The sequence below is a fragment of the Microbacterium marmarense genome, from assembly GCF_037204165.1.
Classification (GTDB): Bacteria; Actinomycetota; Actinomycetes; order Actinomycetales; family Microbacteriaceae; genus Microbacterium; species Microbacterium marmarense.
This window is the reverse complement of record NZ_JBBDGL010000001.1, coordinates 405,280-423,167: the sequence shown is the minus strand read 5'-3', so window position 1 is coordinate 423,167 and position 17,888 is coordinate 405,280. Positions and strand designations below refer to the sequence as shown.

General features: G+C 65.1%; 14 protein-coding genes. 9 read left to right on the top strand and 5 right to left on the bottom strand.

What is annotated here, in order from left to right; all coding sequences use genetic code 11:
* Positions 1-15: 15 nt before the first annotated feature.
* The 9 genes from WDU96_RS01870 (at position 16) to WDU96_RS01830 (ending at position 10,948) form a co-directional block, all read left to right on the top strand.
* Positions 16-1,374, top strand: a complete 1,359-nt coding sequence (locus tag WDU96_RS01870) for an 8-oxoguanine deaminase (protein ID WP_337336784.1) — start codon at positions 16-18, stop codon at positions 1,372-1,374.
* Complete coding sequence (locus tag WDU96_RS01865; RefSeq protein ID WP_337336783.1) at positions 1,374-2,198, top strand: FAD binding domain-containing protein; 825 nt, start codon at positions 1,374-1,376, stop codon at positions 2,196-2,198. Before WDU96_RS01870 ends, WDU96_RS01865 begins: the two co-directional genes overlap by 1 nt.
* The gene (locus WDU96_RS01860) at positions 2,195-4,948 is read left to right on the top strand and encodes a molybdopterin-dependent oxidoreductase (RefSeq protein WP_337336782.1); all 2,754 of its coding nucleotides are present in this window, start codon (positions 2,195-2,197) and stop codon (positions 4,946-4,948) included. Before WDU96_RS01865 ends, WDU96_RS01860 begins: the two co-directional genes overlap by 4 nt.
* 162 nt (positions 4,949-5,110) lie before the next feature.
* Positions 5,111-6,214, top strand: a complete 1,104-nt coding sequence (locus WDU96_RS01855) for an ABC transporter substrate-binding protein (RefSeq protein ID WP_337336781.1) — start codon at positions 5,111-5,113, stop codon at positions 6,212-6,214.
* A gap of 5 nt (positions 6,215-6,219) precedes the next feature.
* Positions 6,220-7,041: an ABC transporter ATP-binding protein gene (locus WDU96_RS01850; RefSeq protein ID WP_337336780.1), complete on the top strand. Its 822-nt coding sequence runs from the start codon at positions 6,220-6,222 to the stop codon at positions 7,039-7,041.
* Positions 7,041-7,847: an ABC transporter permease gene (locus tag WDU96_RS01845; protein ID WP_337336779.1), complete on the top strand. Its 807-nt coding sequence runs from the start codon at positions 7,041-7,043 to the stop codon at positions 7,845-7,847. Before WDU96_RS01850 ends, WDU96_RS01845 begins: the two co-directional genes overlap by 1 nt.
* The gene (locus WDU96_RS01840; protein ID WP_337336778.1) at positions 7,844-8,749 is read left to right on the top strand and encodes an ABC transporter permease; all 906 of its coding nucleotides are present in this window, start codon (positions 7,844-7,846) and stop codon (positions 8,747-8,749) included. Before WDU96_RS01845 ends, WDU96_RS01840 begins: the two co-directional genes overlap by 4 nt.
* Before the next feature lie 269 nt (positions 8,750-9,018).
* Entirely contained in the window at positions 9,019-10,218 is a 1,200-nt protein-coding gene (locus WDU96_RS01835) for a YcjF family protein (protein ID WP_337336777.1), read from the top strand.
* 301 nt (positions 10,219-10,519) lie between these two features.
* Positions 10,520-10,948: a VOC family protein gene (locus tag WDU96_RS01830; protein ID WP_337336776.1), complete on the top strand. Its 429-nt coding sequence runs from the start codon at positions 10,520-10,522 to the stop codon at positions 10,946-10,948.
* Between the two features lie 108 nt (positions 10,949-11,056).
* On the opposite strand, the gene WDU96_RS01825 is transcribed toward WDU96_RS01830, so the two are convergent.
* The 5 genes from WDU96_RS01825 to WDU96_RS01805 all read right to left on the bottom strand — a co-directional run bounded on the left by WDU96_RS01825 (position 11,057) and on the right by WDU96_RS01805 (position 17,880).
* A complete protein-coding gene (locus WDU96_RS01825) occupies positions 11,057-11,722 on the bottom strand; it encodes an SDR family oxidoreductase (RefSeq protein ID WP_337336775.1) in 666 nt (221 codons plus the stop codon).
* An 870-nt stretch (positions 11,723-12,592) separates the two neighbouring features.
* A complete protein-coding gene (locus WDU96_RS01820; RefSeq protein WP_337336774.1) occupies positions 12,593-13,891 on the bottom strand; it encodes an allantoate amidohydrolase in 1,299 nt (432 codons plus the stop codon).
* Positions 13,888-15,105 (bottom strand): pyridoxal-phosphate-dependent aminotransferase family protein, encoded by a 1,218-nt coding sequence (locus WDU96_RS01815; protein WP_337336773.1) that lies wholly within the window; start codon positions 15,103-15,105, stop codon positions 13,888-13,890. The genes WDU96_RS01820 and WDU96_RS01815 overlap by 4 nt, the downstream gene beginning before the upstream one ends.
* Positions 15,102-16,790 (bottom strand): AtzH-like domain-containing protein, encoded by a 1,689-nt coding sequence (locus tag WDU96_RS01810; protein WP_337336772.1) that lies wholly within the window; start codon positions 16,788-16,790, stop codon positions 15,102-15,104. The genes WDU96_RS01815 and WDU96_RS01810 overlap by 4 nt, the downstream gene beginning before the upstream one ends.
* Positions 16,783-17,880, bottom strand: coding sequence for an acetamidase/formamidase family protein (locus WDU96_RS01805; RefSeq protein WP_337336771.1), 1,098 nt, complete (start codon positions 17,878-17,880; stop codon positions 16,783-16,785). The genes WDU96_RS01810 and WDU96_RS01805 overlap by 8 nt, the downstream gene beginning before the upstream one ends.
* Positions 17,881-17,888: the final 8 nt, after the last annotated feature.

The following is a 17,888-nucleotide window of genomic DNA, read 5'->3' as shown; positions in this document are numbered from 1 at the left end:
CGCAGGAGCACCACCATGAACCGCACCATCATAGAGAACGGGCACATTGCGACCGTTGATTCACTCGGCACTGAGCACAGCACCGGCTTCGTGGTCTTCGAAAGTGGCGTCATCGCCGCCGTGGGCCAAGGAAAGGCTCCCGCTGAGTGGCGCGCGGGCGCAGAGATCATCGATGCGAGTGGCTGCCTCGTCACTCCCGGTCTGGTCAACACTCATCACCACCTCTACCAGTGGCTGACTCGCGGCTACGCGCAAGACTCGATTCTGTTCGATTGGCTGACCACGCTCTATCCGCTGTGGTCGCGCATTGACGCAGACCTCACGGGTGCCGGCGCGGCGGGCGCAATGGCCGTACTCGCGCGTTCTGGTTGCACGACCGTGGGCGACCACCACTACGTGTTCCCGCAGGGATCCGGCGACATCGTCGGATCCCTGGTCGAGGCCGCGTCGACGGTTGGTGTGCGTCTGCACGCGACCCGCGGTTCGATGGATCTTGGCGCCTCGCAGGGTGGCCTGCCGCCCGATTTTGCGGTCGAAACGACTGATGCAGCGCTTCGCGCTTCGCAGGAGGCTGTGGAGCGCTACCACGACACCTCGCGCGACGCGATGGTCAAGATCGCGATCGCACCCTGCTCGCCATTCTCGGTGACGGCCGACCTGTTGCGTGAGTCGGCGGTGCTGGCTCGCTCGCTGGGCGTGCGCTTGCACACCCACGCGTCTGAGACCGTCGAAGAAGACGCCTACTGCCAAGAGCACTTCGGCAAGTCGCCCACGCAATACCTCGAAGACCTCGGCTGGCTCGGCGATGATGTCTGGATGGCGCACGGCGTGCACCTCGATGACACTGCGATTGCTCGCTATGCCGCCACGGGCACGGGCGTCGCTCATTGCCCTTCATCGAACGCACGGCTTGCCGCGGGTATCGCTCCCGTCGTCGACCTGCTGCGTGCGGGTGTGCCGGTGGGACTCGGGGTCGACGGCGCCGCGTCAAACGAGTCAGGCCAGCTGGGCATTGAGATTCGTGAATCGGTGCTGATGAACCGCCTGCGCACGGGCGCCGATTCGATGAGTGTGCGTGATGGGTTGCGCATCGCCACGATCGGCGGTGCCCGCGTGCTCGGGCGTGATGCCGAGATCGGATCGCTCGAAGTTGGCAAGCTTGCCGACATCGCCGTATGGCGTGTTGACACGATCGAGCACGCCGGCATCATCGACCCGGTCGCCGCGCTCGGGCTCGGCGCGCTCCCCCCGCTGAAGAGACTGCTCGTCGGTGGCAACACAGTCGTTGCAGAACAGACCCTCATCACGGCTGACGAGAATGTGCTCGCGCGCGCGGTCGCCGCAGCATCCCTCGCTCTGGCCGAGCGCCTCTGATGGATATCGTCACCGTCTCGCGCTTTCGGCGCGCCACCAGTCGAAGCGATCTTGCGCTCGCACCCGGAGAAGTGTTCATGGGTGGCGGCACGTGGCTGATGAGCGAACCTCAACCGGTCACCACTGGCTTCGTAGACCTGACTACCCTCGGCTGGCCCGACCTTGAGATCACCGACACCGGTCTTCGCATCGGCGCAACCTGCACCATCGCCACGCTCCGCGCGTGGGCCGGGGGGCGCCATGAGCTCGCATTGCCTGAAGCGTGGCGCGCAGCATCCATGATTCCCGAGGCCGCAGATGCCTTGCTCGCCTCTTTCAAGATCTGGCACACGGCGACCGTCGGCGGCAACATCTGCCGCGCGTTCCCGGCTGGCGCCATGATTTCTCTCGCGGTCGGGCTCGACGCGACCGCAGAAGTGTGGGGCGTTGACGGCAGCACCCGCGCGATGCCCGTGAGCGACCTTGTGACGGGCAACGCCGTCACCTGTCTAGCGCCCGGAGAAGTGCTGCGCGCTATCAATATTCCGCAATCGGCATTGGCCTCGCGCGCCCACCTGAAGAAGATCGCACTGGCCGAGCTCGGGCGTTCCGGCGCGGTGGTCACCGGACGCGAAGACAGTGACGGGTCAACGGTCTTCGTCGTCACAGCAGCCGTAGAGCGTCCGGTCGTGCTGCGGTTCACTGCGCTTCCCGACGCGGCGACGCTGCGCACGGCAATCGGCACGGCAACCGGCTTCTACTCCGATCCGCTGGGCAGCGCCGATTGGCGTCGCGCCGTGAGCATGGTGCTCGGCGAGCGCATTCGTGAGGAGCTCAGAGCATGAAGTTCGAGGTGAACGGCAGCCCCATCGAGGCCGATCCGCGTGCCGGCCAATGCCTGCGCACCCTATTGCGCGAGAGCGGGCACCACGAAGTGAAGAAAGGCTGCGACGCTGGCGATTGCGGTGCGTGTGCGGTGCTCGTCGACGGGGTACCGGTGCACTCGTGCATCATTCCCGCGATGCGGGCCGAAGGCATGAGCGTCACCACTGCGGCGGGCTTGGCCCCCGAGGGCGAGCTGCATCCCGTGCAAGAAGCCCTCGTGAGCAACTTCGGGTTCCAATGCGGCTTCTGCACTCCTGGCATGAGCGTCACGGCGTCCGCTCTGTGCGCAGACGATTTGCCCGACCTCGACCGCAAGATGAAGGGCAGCCTCTGCCGTTGCACCGGCTACCGTCCCATTCGCGAGGCCATCACCGAATCAGTATTGGGCCCCGTGCGGGCCACCGGCGCGGCGCCGGATGCGGCATCCCCCGCTCTGGGCGTCGGCGCTTCGAACTCCCCCGAGCCCGCTCGACGCGTGGTGCAGGGACTCGAGCCCTACACGTTTGACACCGAGATGGCCACGGGCGCCCTCACGCTGCGCGTGGTGGGCTCTCCTCACGCTCACGCTCGAATCACCGCGATCGACACTGACGCCGCCGCGGCGGTGCCCGGTGTCATCGCGATCTTCACGCACGAGAATGTCACCACCCGCCGGTTCTCCACTGCTCGGCACGAACATCGCGAAGACGACCCCGACGACACGCGGCTGCTCGACGAAACCGTTCGCTTCATCGGCCAGCGCGTCGCTGCCGTAGTCGCCGAGAATGCCGAAGCTGCTGAGGCCGGATGCGCCGCGCTGCGCGTGACCTACGAGCTGCTGCCGGCGGTGTTCGATCCGGATGCTGCCCGCCAGGTCGATGCCCCCCTTCTGCACCCCGACCGCACCCCCGAAGACCGGGTGGCGGATGCCTCGCGCAACGTCATCGCCGCACTTCACGGCGGAATCGGCGGTGACGTCGATGCGGCGCTCGCCGCAAGTGACACCACCGTGGGCGGCACGTGGCAGACGGGGCGAGTCTCACACGCGCAACTTGAAACGCACGGCGCACTCGGCTGGCTCGATGAAGACGGTCGACTGGTCATCCGCTCAAGCACCCAGGTGCCGTTTCTCGTGCGCGACGAACTCGCCGAGCTGTTCACCCTGCCCAAAGATCGCGTACGCGTCTTCGCCGCTCGGGTGGGCGGCGGATTCGGCGGCAAGCAAGAGCTCTTCACAGAAGACCTCGTGGCGCTTGCGGTGCTGCGCACCGGCCGGCCAGTTGCCTACGAGTTCACGCGCTCCGACGAGTTTCGGCGATCGTCAGTGCGGCACCCGTTCCGTGTTTCAGTGACGCTCGGTGCTACTGCTGAGGGCGTGCTGACGGCGATGAAGATCGATGTATTGACGGATGCTGGCGCGTACGGCAACCACAGCATTGGCGTGATGTTTCATGGCTGCGCCGAGTCGGTGAACGTCTACAACAGCCCCGTCAAACGAATCGACGCCGAAGCTGTCTACACCAACAATGTGCCCTCAGGAGCGTTCCGCGGCTATGGGCTCGGGCAGGTGATACTCGGGGTCGAGTCGGCAATGGACATGCTCGCTGAGAAGCTCGGGCTTGACCCATTTGAAGTACGCCGCATCAACGCGGTGCGTGAAGGCGACCCACTGCTCACCGTGCACGACGAGCACGAAGAGGGCATTGTCTGGGGCAGCTACGGACTAGACCAGTGCCTCGACCTCGCCGAAAGCGCCCTGCGGGCAGGCAATGGCGTCGAGGCGCCTGAGGGGTGGGCGGTCGGCGAAGGAATGGCGATCTCGCTGATCGCGGCAATGGCACCGGGCGGGCACTACGCCAACACCACAGCAACCTTGCGCAAAGACGGAACATTCGTGGTGTCGGTGGGAACCGCTGAGTTCGGCAATGGCACAAGCACCGTGCACCGTCAGATCGCAGCGACAGCTCTGAGCGCGAGTGCTGACCGCATCGAACTGCGCGCGAGCGATACGGATCTGGTGTCGCATGACACCGGCGCTTTCGCTTCCGCGGGCATCACCGCTGCCGGCAAGGCGCTGCAGGCCGCGTGCGATGCGCTGCGCGCGAGAATGCTGGCGATCGCCACCAAGATCACCGGAGCAGATGCGACCGAGGTCACACCCGAGGGGGTACTCGCGGGCGACACAGTGGTGTCGTTTCGCGACGTCGTGCGCGCGGCGCCCGCCGACCAGCGCACCCCGGAAGGACTCGTGGCGACCGGAAGCGCGTCGGGCGATGAGCGGTCGCTGTCGTTCAACGTGCACGCGGCGCGCGTTGCGGTGGATGCCGAGACCGGTTCGGTTCGCGTGCTGCAGTCGATCCAGTCCGCAGATGCGGGCTTCTTGATGAATCCGGCACAGGCGCGCGGCCAGGTCGAAGGGGGCGCTGCGCAGGGCATCGGCAGCGCGCTCTACGAAGAAGTCGTCGTGGCGCACGGCGCAGTGTTGAACCCCGTCTTTCGCACGTACCGGGTGCCGCAGTTCGCTGATGTGCCCGAAACCGAGGTCTACTTCGCTGACACACACGACCGCGTGGGGCCGCACGGGGCCAAGTCGATGAGTGAGTCGCCCTACAACCCCGTCGCTCCTGCAATCGGCAACGCAATCGCTCGCGCCATCGGCCAGCGGCCTTTTCAGCAGCCGTTCACCCGCGAAAGGGTGTGGCGCTTGGCGCAAGGTGACCGCGACGAATGACGAGCGCGGAACGGTGCGCCCCGTGAATCGTTCCGCTCGTCACCGGACGCGACGCTCATTGGCGCTCGTCACATTGTCGAAACATACCCAAGCGACCCCCGAAATCTGCGAGGACTAGCGTCAGCCAGATCACATTTGCACTTTCGAAGAGGAGCCAACCCGATGGCACACAATCACAAGCAGCGAACCCGTATCGGTGTCGTCGCTGCTGCACTCGCAGCATCCGCCCTCGTCCTCGGCGGTTGCGCCGCGTCGTCTGACGACACCGCGTCGTCAAGCGACGGTGAAGCTGAGGCCGCTTCATACGGCGAGATCAGCGTTCAGTACTCATGGATCAAGAACGAAGAGTTCGCGGGCGAGTTCTACGCCTACGAGAACGGCTACTACGACGAGGCCGGCTTCGAGAACGTAGTCGGCGTTGCTGGTCCTGACACCGGCGTTGCCAAGTTGCTCTCGGGCAGCGTGCAGGTCGCCCTGAGCGACGCTGCGTCAGTTGGTGCCGCGGTCGCTGAACAAGACGCACCGCTGAAGATCATCGGCGCGACGTTCCAGAAGAACCCGTTCACGATCCTCTCTCTCACCGAGGGCGGGAACATCATGACGCCTGACGACCTGATCGGCAAGACGATCGGTGTGCAGGACTCGAACTCGTCGGTCTTCGCGGCTCTGCTCGCGGCCAACGACATCGACCCGGCAGACGTCAACATCGTTCCGGTCGACTTCGACCCGACGCCCCTCATCAACGGTGAGGTCGACGGATTCATGGCCTACCTCACGAACGAAGCCATCACCGTTGAGTTCGCGGGCTTCCCCGTCACGAACCTGGCCTACGCCGAGAACGGTCTGCCGTACGTTGCTGAGACCTACTCGGTGACCGACGACTACCTCGCTGAGAACGCTGACCTGCTCAAGGCGTTCTTGATCGCCGAGATCAAGGGCTGGACCGACACGTTCAACGAGCCACTCGACGACACCGTTTCGCTGGTTGTCGACTACTACAACGAGTCGGCCGCCGCTGGTGACCTCACCTTCGGTGATCTCGACCCCGAGAAGGTCGCTGCTGGCCTTGAGGCTCAGGCACTGCTGATCTCGACCGACGAGACCGAGGCCAACGGCCTGTTCACGATCTCTGACGACCTGCAGGCGCAGACCCTCGCTTCGCTTCTCGCTTCGGGATGGGAGCTGTCGGCTGACCAGCTGTTCGACACGACCATCATCGACGAGATCTACGCCGAGAACCCTGACCTGATGGACTACCTCCCGTAGGGATTATGACCATTTCGTCGAACCTGGATACCGGTGCCCAGACGGGCACCGGTATCCAGATCTCAGGAGTTTCGAAGTCCTTCGCGCTGCGCGGAGGCAAGTCTCTGCTAGCCCTGGAGGACACCGACCTCCACACCGACAAGGGGTCGTTTCTGGCCCTGCTCGGCCCCTCGGGTTGCGGCAAGTCAACGATCCTGCGGATCCTTGCCGCCCTCGACCATCCGACCCACGGCACTGCACTCGTCGACGGTCACACGCCTGATCAGCTGCGCAGTGACAGCGAGCTCGGCATTGCCTTCCAAGATCACGCGCTGTTGCCGTGGCGCAGTGTTCGCAAGAACATCGAGCTGCCGTTCGAGGTTGCCGGCAAGCCCGTCGACAAGGAGTACGTTGACGAGCTCATCGCCCTCGTCGGGCTGAAGGACTTCGCCAACGCGAAGCCCTCACAGCTGTCGGGCGGAATGCGCCAGCGCGCATCCATCGCCCGTGCTCTTGTGCTCAAGCCGTCGGTTCTGCTGCTCGACGAGCCCTTCGGCGCTCTCGACGACATGACGCGGCAGAACCTGAACCTTGAGCTGCTGCGCATCTGGACCGAAAAGCCTGCCACCACGCTGCTCGTCACCCACGGCATCAGCGAGGCGATCTTCCTCGCTGATCGTGTGGCCGTGATGTCACCGCGTCCCGGTCGAATCAAAGAGATCATCGAGATCGATCTGCCGCGCCCGCGTACGCCCGACATGATGCGCACCCCCGAATTCCATGCGTACGTCGACCGTGCCTCAGAGCTGCTCTTCGGCAACGACGGTCGCGCGGAGGCCGAGGCCTGATGAAGGCCATACGCATTCCGGGCTGGGCGGCTGGCTTCATCGGAGCCATCGTTCTCATCCTGGTGTGGTGGCTCTTTTCGCTTACGGCATTCCAGATTCAAGCGGGAACCAGCTTCACCCCGGTGCCCTCGCCATGGGCGGTCTTCGAGTGGCTGTTTGTCGACGGCAATATCGCTGGCACATGGAATGTCTTCCAACCGACGATCACCGCGGCCGCGATCGGTTACCTGTGGGGCAACGGCATCGCTCTCGTGCTAGCCGCTTTCGTGCTGGTCTTTCCGAAGACAGAGACCGTCATCACTCAGATTGCCGTCGTCAGCTATTGTCTGCCAATCGTCGCGGTCGGCGGCATCTCGGTAGTTGTTCTCGGCGGAGCCAAGAGCCCCGGCGACCCCTCGGCGACCGCAATCTTCTTGGCTGCTCTCGTGTGTGTTTTCACCACCGTCGTCGGTTCGATCCTCGGGTTCAAGTCGGCTGACAAGTCATCGCTTGATGTGGTTCGCGTCTTCGGCGGCAACTCGTGGACGCAGATGCGCAAGGTTCGCCTGATCGCGGCCCTTCCGGCCATCCTGAATGCCCTGCAGATTGCCGTGCCCACCGCCTTTCTCGGCGCGGTGCTGGGTGAGTACCTCGGCGCGATCACGGCGGGGGTTGGCCCCACACTGATTCGGCTGCAGGGCCAGCTCGACGCCGCGGGCGTGTGGTCGGTCTTCTTGCTGTGTGCGGTCTTCGCACTAGCCGCCTATGGGTTCGTGGGACTCATCGTTCGCTTCGTCACACCGTGGGTATCAGGAGGAGCACGATGAGCAAGAACACCGTCGATACCGCCAACCCACCCGCTGACCCAACCGGCAAGCTCGCTCTTCAGGCCGACCCTGCCGCGCAGGCGAAGCTGAAGGCAGACCGACGCCGCGAGCTCTCGCGCACCATCGGCCGCTCGGTCATGAACGCCGTGATCACCTTCGCCGTTGTGCTGCTGCTGTGGCAGGCCGTGGTGAGCCTGACCGGCATCTCGCCGTACATCGCCAAGGGGCCCGCCGACGTGTGGGCATTCCTCTTCACCGATGAGGATGCTGCCGCCAACCGCGCGCAGATGGCGCCTTTGGTCGGGCAGACCCTCATCGACTCGATGATCGGCTTCGTCTTCGGAATGCTCACCGCCATCGTGCTGGCTGTGCTGTTCAGCCTGTCGAAGGCTGTCGAGGCGGGCGTTATGCCGCTCGTGCTCTTGCTGCGAACGATTCCCCTCGTGTCGATCGCACCGGTGATCATCCTGATAACCGGTCGTGGCACGGTGTCATCCGTTGCCGTGATCGGAACCATCGTGGTGCTGTTCCCGGCACTTGCCAGCATTCTGTTCGGCCTGAGCCGCGCCAGCCAGCAGAGCCTCGACGTCGTTCACGTGTTCGGCGGCGGCCGGCTTACGCTGCTGCGCAAGGTGAGCCTGCCGGGTGCTGGTCCGTCGCTGTTCGCTGCGGCTCGTGTGTCGGTGCCGGGTGCGGTCACCGGTGCGCTGCTGGCCGAGTGGTTGTCGACAGGTCAGGGCATCGGCGGCGCGATCTTGAAGTTCAACGCGCAGGCGCAGTTCACCCAGTTGTGGGCGTCGATCGCACTCATCACGCTGATCACCCTGTTGCTTTACAACATCGTGCAGATCGTCGAGAACATCGTTCTCGAGCGTATGGGAATGACCACCGCCCAGCGGTAGCCGTTCTGCACAAGCTGAAGCCGCCCTTCGTGTTCGCATGGAGGGCGGCTTAGGGTTGCGTGAGCGGGCACGCGATGAGCCCGCAGGGTCCAAGCGGTTACCGCGAGCAATGAGCAACGAAACCTATACTGAACCCGTCGTCCACACAGCGTTGGTGAGCAGATTCGAAGGATCATGACAGGCAGCAGTCTCGACAGTAGGTTCTCCAGTGTGCGGGTTGGTCCGTGGGTAATGCTCACCCTGATCACCGGCGAATTCGGGTGCGACCGATGACGCCGCCCGGCACTCCGGCAAACGAGAGCGAGGGCACCCCCGCTGAGCATGGCGACCAAGCGGCTGGCGCACCGATCGACGATCAACCGTTCCTCGATGCCACGGCAGAGGCGAAGTCGCGCTACGGCCGTTTCAACCTTGCGATCATCGGCGATTCAGGCGTCGGCAAGTCCTCGCTTGTCAACGCGGTTTTCGGCCGCGACTGGGCAAAAGTTGGCGCCGGGCTGCCCGTCACCCGTGGCGTGGAGTACTACCACGACGATTCACTTGGCATTTGGGACATCGAGGGATTCGAGATCGGCTCTGACCGCCTTCCCGCGGATCAGCTCAAGAGCCACCTCATGTCCATCGCTGAACGACCCGCCAGCGAGCAGATCTCGGTTGTCTGGTACTGCGTCGAGTCTCACGCCGCCAGACTCACTCCTGCCGCCATCGCGATGATTCAGGCCCTCGACGCTGCGGGCTTCCCTGTCATACTCGTGCTCACCAAAGTTGATTGGGGTAAGAATCCGGTCACCGGCAAGCGCACTGTGACGAAAGACCTCCAACAGTTCGTCGCCTGGCTGGAAGAGCCTCATGACAACGGCATGCCGATCTCGGTGCCTTACCAACGCATCATCCTCACCTCTACCCGCGACAAGCACGGAAAGGGTACGGGGCACGGCCTCGGTGAGCTCGTTGCGGAGACCCTCGCTCTTTCGCCCGAAGACGAGAAGGATGCCTTTCGCATTGCGCAACGACTCAACCTCCCCTGGAAGAGGGAGCTTGCTCGACCGATTATCACCGCCGCGTCCGGGATGGCTGCGGCGGCGGCCGCAACGCCGATCCCCGTAGCTGACTCAGTCGCGCTCGCACCCATTCAGCTCACCATGATGGGCCGCATCGCGACCATCTACGACCTCGAACTCAAAGCCATGATGTCGGCGGGAGCCCTCGCTCAGCTCGGCGTTCAGTTCACCGGGCAGGCACTCGCGCGAAGCTTTCTCAAGCTGATTCCCGGAGCTGGCAGCGTGATCGGCGCGAGTGTGGCGTTCGCGCTGACCGCGGCGACCGGTGAGGCCTGGATGCGGCTATGCGAGCAAGTGCACACAGGCAAGCTCGACGTCAAGAAGATCAGCGAGGCTTGGGGCGACTACGCACCAAGCTTTCTCGATGTGGTCCGCAAGATGATGGAGCAGAAGGTCACCAAACCCTGATGGGCATGTTTTCGGGTTGACCAGGGCTTGAGCGGCGGATGCTGGTTCGAACGCGTCTCGAACGAATACCGCTGCTGAGTATCGCTGCTATTTCGACGCTTTTGGCGTGCGAGTCGCAGATCTGGAAGTCGTCCCGCCGAAACGGCCGGTGTTTTCGCTGAAACCGCGTGTTTCAGCATTCTCACGACCGTGTCGGGCAATTTGCCCGGCCGTTTCGTATGGGGCGAATGCTCGACTGAGCCTGCCTCGGCGCTGTGCAACTCACTCCCGCATGTCGCTCGCGCGGAGTACTGTCTCGGTCATGGCATCGAAGCTTGGCAACATCGTGTTCTACGCCGACGACCCGCCCGCGCTCGCCCGGTTCTGGGCCGCTGTGTTCGGCTACCCCGAGCAGGAATGGGAGGAACCACTCAAAGGCCAACTGCTGTCAGCTGGCCTAACCGAGCAAGATCTTTCCCATAGAGGCCTAGCCCAAGACCCCAGCGGCGAAGGCCCGCGAATACTCTTCCTGCGCGCCGACAGCACCAAACAGACGCGCAACCGCGTGCATCTCGACATCAACGCCACCCCGGGCCGTCAACCCACTCACGACGAGCTCGACGTCGAGAAGGATCGTCTCGTGGCTCTGGGTGCAGAGGTCGTGCGTCTCATCGACCAAGACTGGGGACCATGGCCCGAGCACTACTACCAACTGCGCGATCCCGAGGGCAACGAGTTCTGCCTGCACTGAGACCCTCCGCAGACATCCAGCACCGGCGCTTGGCGCTTGACGCTGGCACTGTCGCTCGGCACTGACGCTCGGCGGTGGCGCTTAGCGCTGATGCTTGGCGCCCGGGGATCAGTAGCGCGCCGAGAACCCACCATCCGCGTGCAACAGTTGCCCCGAGATCCATCGCCCTTCCGCAGACACGAGGTATGAGACAAAACTCGCGATGTCACCTGGCGTTCCCAGCCGGCCAAGTGGATGCTGCGTCATCAGCTGCCGCTCAAGATCACTGTCCATCCAACCCGTATCAATGGGTCCGGGGTTGAGCACGTTCGCCGAAATACCCTTGGGCCCAAGTTCCCGTGCTGCTGAAATGACGATCCGGTCGAGCGCACCCTTCGACGCGCCGTACGGCAGGTTGCCCGTGGTGTGATCGCTGGTCAACGCCACCACCGCGCCACCATCCTGCGGAACCTGGCGAACAAAAGCCGCGATCATCAGCAAGCTCGCGCGAGCGTTCACGGCGATGTGCTGGTCGAAACTCGCAGCATCCGTGTCGAGAATGCCCGTCTCCACGTCATGCGCGTGGCTGAGCACGAGCGCCGATATCGGCCCTCGCTCACGTGCGACGCGGTCAACAAGTCCGGCTGCTGCCTCCGCGTCAGCAAGATCGCAAGGGTAGTCCGCGTTCTCTCGGTCGCTGGTGGCAACATCCCAGCCATCCGCTACTAAGCGCGGCACGATACCCGCCGCGATACTGTTCGCGCGAGCGGCTCCGGTAACAAGGGCGATGGGCATCACGACACGCTACCGCCCCGCGTTGCGGGCGGAGCAACTAGCGAGCGCCGAAGTGCGTCTGCCCTCCGGCATCCACCCATACAAACCGGCCGGGGAAATGTGCAGGTCAGGTGTTGTGGGTAACGAACCACGGCGTGTTGACAAAAGCACCGGCCGTTTCGCTGCGGCGTGCGACCGCGGGGGCGCGTAGTGCGGCGCGACGGGCGACCGCGCGGGTGCATTGCGAGGCCAGGCGAGTGCCGTTGCCGCTGCCGCTGCCGCTGCCGCTATTCGCGTGAAACGGCCGGGGAATTGTGCACGGAGGGCCCAACGGGCGCCGACCCACGGCGTGTCGACGAAAGCACCGGCCATTTGGCTGCGGGGTGCGACCGACGGGGCACGTTGTGCGATCAGGCGGGTGCGGGTACCGGTGCAGGCGCGGGTGCGGGTGCGGGTGCGACCACCCAAAACAATACGGCCGGGGGATTGGGTTAGTACGCCCTTGTGGGCGCCGACCCACGGCGTGTCGACAAAAGCACCGGCCGTTTCGTTGCGGGTTGCGGGGTGCGGCTGACCGCGCACGTCGTCAGGTCAGGCGCATGCCGGTGCTGGTGCTGCAGCAGCACCCCCACGCGTCAAACGGCCGGGGAATTGCGCAAATAGGGCCCTGCGGGTATCGAACCACGGCGTGTCGACGAAAGCACCGGCCGTTTCGCTGCCGCGTGCGACCGATGGGGTGCGAGGTCGGGCGGCGCGGGTCGCTGGTTCGGGCGGGACGTGGTTGCAAGGTCGGGCGGGGCCGATGGCGAGGTCGCGCAGCGCGGGATGCTAGGTCGAGCGAGGCGACAACGGCCGCGCTCCCGGTCGGCGCCCAGCCGCGACCCGGCTGCGCTAGCGGTCGGCGTTCAACTGCAGCACCGCCTCGGCGAGCGCCTGAATGCCACGGGCCACGTCACCTGAAGAGACGGACTCATCGGGGTGGTGACTGATGCCATCAGGGTTGCGCAAAAACAGCATGCCCACGTCGGTGATCGCACCGATCGCCATGCCGTCGTGGCCAGCACGACTGAAGATCGTTGCCGGGTCATCGACACCCTCGGGCAGCGTCGACAAGATTCCGGCGCGCACCACGTCTTGCAGCAACGGCGCGCAGAACACCGCTGGCGCGGCGTGAATCTCTCGCGCCTTCCACCGAAGACCACGACGCCCCATGATCGCGTCGATCTCCGTTGTCAACAGCTGCCAGACCGCATCGCGCGTGCCATCGAACTCTCCCCGCAGATCAAGCGAAAGGTGCGCCTCGCCCGGCACGATATTCACCGCGCCCGGGTACGCCTCAAGCTGGCCCACAGTGCCCACCATGTGGTGCTCAGCACTGCAGATGCGCTCGACGGCGAGCGCCGCTTCACTCGCACCCAGCAGCGCATCGCGCCTGCGGTCATATGGCGTGCCGCCGGCATGGCGCGCCTCGCCCTCGACGATCAGCTGAAAACGTCTCGCCGACGCAATCGACGATACGACCGCGAGTGACTCACCGCGCTCATCCAGCTGTGGCCCCTGCTCGATGTGCGCCTCAAGGTAGCCGACCAATTCCTCCGGCCGCCGCGCGGCCTCGCCGACGCGGCCGGGGTCAAGGCCGAACTCACGAAAGGCTTCGCGAAGCGTGTTGCCTTCTTCGTCGGTGAGGTTCCACCACTCCGCATCCCATGTGCCAGCCACCGCTGACGAGCCAAGCAGCGCCTTGCCGAAGCGGGTGCCCTCCTCGTCTGAGAAGGCGATCACCTCAAGAGCGAACGGAAACGGAGAGCGAAAGCTGCCGTCAGCGGTCGGCACCCGCAGCATCCTGACCACCTCGAGGGCCATGAGCACTCCGACGATCCCATCGAAGCGACCGGCATCGGGCACGGTGTCGAGGTGTGAGCCCATCATCAATGCCGGCGCTTCGGGGCCGAACGCTCCTTCAAGACGGCCGATCTGATTGCCTGCGGCATCCTGTCTTGTCGACATGCCCGCCTCACGCATCCACTCGGCAGCGAGACGGTTCACCCTGGCGTGCTCGGGTGAGAGATACACCCGCTCGATGCCTTCGGTCGACGAACTCATTCGCGCAAGCTCGTCGCATCGCGCCATCACCCGGCGCGCGGCCGTGGCGATCGCGTCACGTTCAACGCTCAACAGCATGCGAGTCATGCGCGGTACACGTCGAGCGCCGCGTCGACCCCACCGCCAGCCGGAACCGACACACCGTAGCGAGCAAGCACCTCTTCGAGAGCGGCGAGCGTCGTGGTCACCGCATCTTGACGGGCGTTGTAGCCCATGGTGCCAATGCGCCAGACACGGCCGTGCAGCGGACCGAACGACGTTCCGATCTCGATTCCGAAGTCGGTCAGCATCGCTCCGCGTGCCTCGTCGCCGGGCACGCCATCGGGAATCTCGACCGCCACCACGTTGGTCATCTTGTGCGAAAGGTCGCCGAAGGTGACAAAACCGAGCGCGCGCACACCAGCGAGCATCGCCTCACCGGCCATGCGGTGACGCTCAATCACAGCATCGCGCCCTTCGAGCAGAATCACTCGCGCACACTCACGCGCCGCGTAGAGCATCGAGGTGGCTTCGGTGTGGTGATTGAGCCGGCGCGGACCCCAATAATCCATGATCATGCCCAAGTCGAAGTAGTTCGAGCGCACGAAGTCTGTGGCCTCGGGGTCACCTTCTTCGCGAATACCCGCTTCCACCCGACCGCGCGAGCGAATCACCTCGACCGCACGCTCTGACAGCGTGATGGGGGCTGACCCGGGAGGCCCGCCCAGGCATTTTTGCAGTCCGGCGGTGGCCGCATCCAACCCCCAGGCATCGGCCTCGAAGGCGTTGCCACCCAATGACGCTGTCGTATCGGAGTAGAACAGCACGCCGTGCGCGGCGCAGATCGCACCCACCTCGTCGAGCGGCTGCAGCATCGTGGTTGAGGTGTCACCCTGCACGAGCGCGAGCAACGTGGGCTTCACCCGCACGATCGCTTCTTCGATCACCGAGACCGGAAAAACCTGCCCCCACGGCACTTCGATCGTGTGAACCTCGGCCATCGCGCGCTCGGCGATCTCGGCGAGCAGATGACCGAACCGGCCGAAAACGGGCACAAGAACGCGGTCACCCGGGCGGATCAACGACACCATCGCCGCTTCAATACCCGCGCGCGACGTGCCATCCACCAGCATCGTCGCCTCGTTGGCGGTCGCCCACACGGCGCGATAGAGCTCCTGTGTCTCGTTCATCGTGGCGGTCATGAACGGGTCGTATTGGCCCACCAGCGGAGCACCGAGGGCCTCAAGCACGCTCGGGTACGCAGCGATGGGGCCGGGGCCCATCAGCAGGCGCGCCGGCGGGTCGATGGGGCCGGGGATCATGCCAAGTCTCCTTCGATGACGGCAGTGGGTGAAGTGGATGCTGACTTTGCCGCATCAAGCGCTGCCGCGAGCCGCTGCGCGAGACGCACCAGCGCGAGGTCGGTTCCTTCGCGCGAGATGAGGCTCACACCCACGGGGGCGCGACCAAGTGCAGATTCGACGGTGAGCAAGGGCACCGAGATTGCGGGCAGTCCGCCGACAGCAGCGGGTGTCGTCATACGCAGCGTTGCGGCGCGCAGCGCGTCGATACGCTCACCGGTCGCGGTGCGGGCGGGCGCAGGGCCGGGAACCGTTGGCAGTAACAGCACGGCATTTCGCACCACCCCACGCAAGCGCTCACGAAGAGGCGTCAAGAGCTGCCGTGCTGCGGACTCGTCTTCGGCGGTCACGTCAGCGGCGATGCGGAACCGCTCGGCCACGGCGGACCCGAGCGCTTCGGAGTTCGCGCCCACCCACTCGCCGTTGTTGCGCCACGCCTCGGCGCCCTGCACGGTGCGGAACGGTTGCAGGTAGTCGTCGAGGTCGCCAAGTGACACTTCTTCAACCAGCGGTGCGTCATCCATGGTCGCCAAGGCCGCGAGCATCTCGGCAAAAGCGTCGGCGGTAGCCGGCTCTGCGCTCGCGAGCGCTTCGGTGGGAACGATGAAACACCAGGGCAGTTCGTCGCCCGACTCGCCGAAGACCTTCTCGGTCGACTCCGAACTGTCGTAGCTCAGGCACCACTCCGCGATACGGCGCAACGTGTCGCCGTCGCGGGTCAGCCACCCCACGGTGTCGAACGACTGCGCAAGCGGCAGCAGACCCTGGCGTGGCACGAGACCGTGGGTTGTGCGCAAGCCCCACAGCCCCTGGTACGACGCGGGAACCCGCACCGATCCGGCGGTGTCGGTGGCGAGCCCGACATCAGCTTGGCCAGTCGCAACCGCGGTGGCCGGGCCACTCGACGACCCCCCGGGTAGCGCGCCCGGCAGAGCACCGTTGGGCGGAGTGCCGTAGTGCACGTTGTCGCCGGCGACGCTGTAGGCAAACTCGTCGGTGCGGGCGATGCCGCGCAGCGATGCTCCGCCGCGCAGCAGGTCGCTGACTGCCGGCGCGGTGGTCGACTCGGCACGCTGACCTTCCAGGTAGGTCGGGTTTCCTGCTCCGACGCGGTAGCCCTTGATCGTGAACAGGTCTTTGACGGCAACCGTGAGCCCGGCAAGCGGGCCTTCCCACGCGCCCTGAAAGAGGGGATCGCCAACCATTCGCCACACCGACTTGTCGAAGGCCTGAGCGCGAGGCGTGACGTGAGCAGCCGTGATGAGCCATTGCCCGTCGACGCGCTCCCACAGCTGGGTCTGCAATCCGGTGCCGCCATCGACGTATCGCGAGACCGAGATGAGCAGCGCAGCATCCACCCCCATCGGCCGGTGTTCAATGCGTTCGATCACGCGGGTGGCGACACCGCCGCGCGCACTGCGAAACGCCGAGATCGCGTCACGGCCCACGAGAAGCCCTGCGGCATCGCCGCGCACGGTGTCGGGTCCGGGGGCGAACGCCGCGTCGAGGCGCTCGAGGTCATTGGCGAGAATCGCTGCCTCATACTTTTCGAATGCCGCAAGCAGGTCAATCGGCACGGCAGCGGCCCCAATGACGCCGTAGAGGGCCGACGCAGCGGACGGCGCTCCCATTGGAAGATCAGCCACGATCGATGCCTGCAAAGTCTGCTTCGCGAATGCGGGCGTGTACCCCGCACACGATGTCGACAACCTGCGAGATGTCGAAGTTGGTGGCGGCGCTGAGGTAGGCGTAGGCCAGGTGCTCGTCGAGGCCCCAGCGTGTCTGAATCAGCGAGAGCGCGGCGCGCACGCAGTGGCGCATCGCCTCGCCCAGGTCAGGGTCCATGCCGGTCGGCACCAGGTAGCCATCGGCGCGCACCATCGGCCCGATGATCTCGCCGAATTCGGCGAGCGCTTCGGCCTTGGGCACGACGTCGAAGCGAAGGGTGGCGCGCAGCGAGGCTTCAAGCGCCGTCAGCGCAACCTCGCCGTCGCCCTGCGCGAAATGCGGGTCGCCTACGTACGCAAGTGCGCCCGCCACCTGCACGGGCAGGTAGAGCACGGTGCCCTCGACTAGCAGATTGATGTCGATGTTTCCCCCGTGCGTTCCTGGCGGTACCGAGTGAGGGTGCACGTCGGAGGCGACGGCCACCCCCATCGTTCCGAGGAAGGGTGCAAGCGGAAACTCCACGATGCCCGGCCCGCCCTCGGTGACCGGCAACACCCCCACGAGCCCGCTTTCGCGCTGTTCGACGGGGGTGAAAACGCTCACGTTGTGCTCTCCGCGCGGCAATTCTCCGGGCAGGGCGCCCTTGCCATGGCGGTTCGAGATCACGCCGTATGGCACGCGCGGAAGCAGCTTGACGACCGTGATCTTCAGCAGATCGCCCGGCACCGCTCCCTCAACGTGAATCGGCCCGGTGACCACATGGGGCCCATCGGCGAGCGTGTCGCGTGACATGGTGCGGGCGATCGCAATGGCGTCGTCGAGCACGGCGTCAGCATCCACCCCCTTGCCGGTGAAGTAGGCGAGCGGGTCTTTGCCCTGGTCTTCGAGAATGCCCTCGTGGCTGACGGTGTCGATCGTCACCGTCTCGCCGGCTGCGACTTTCAACACCGCTTCGTCGGCCGCGCATGGGAGTCTTCCCCAACGCACCGTCGAAGGGGTGGATGGCAGATAGTGGTCGCCGCCAATGGCGCCCTGCCCAGGCTGAAGAATCTCGAACTGCACGCTCATGCCCCCAT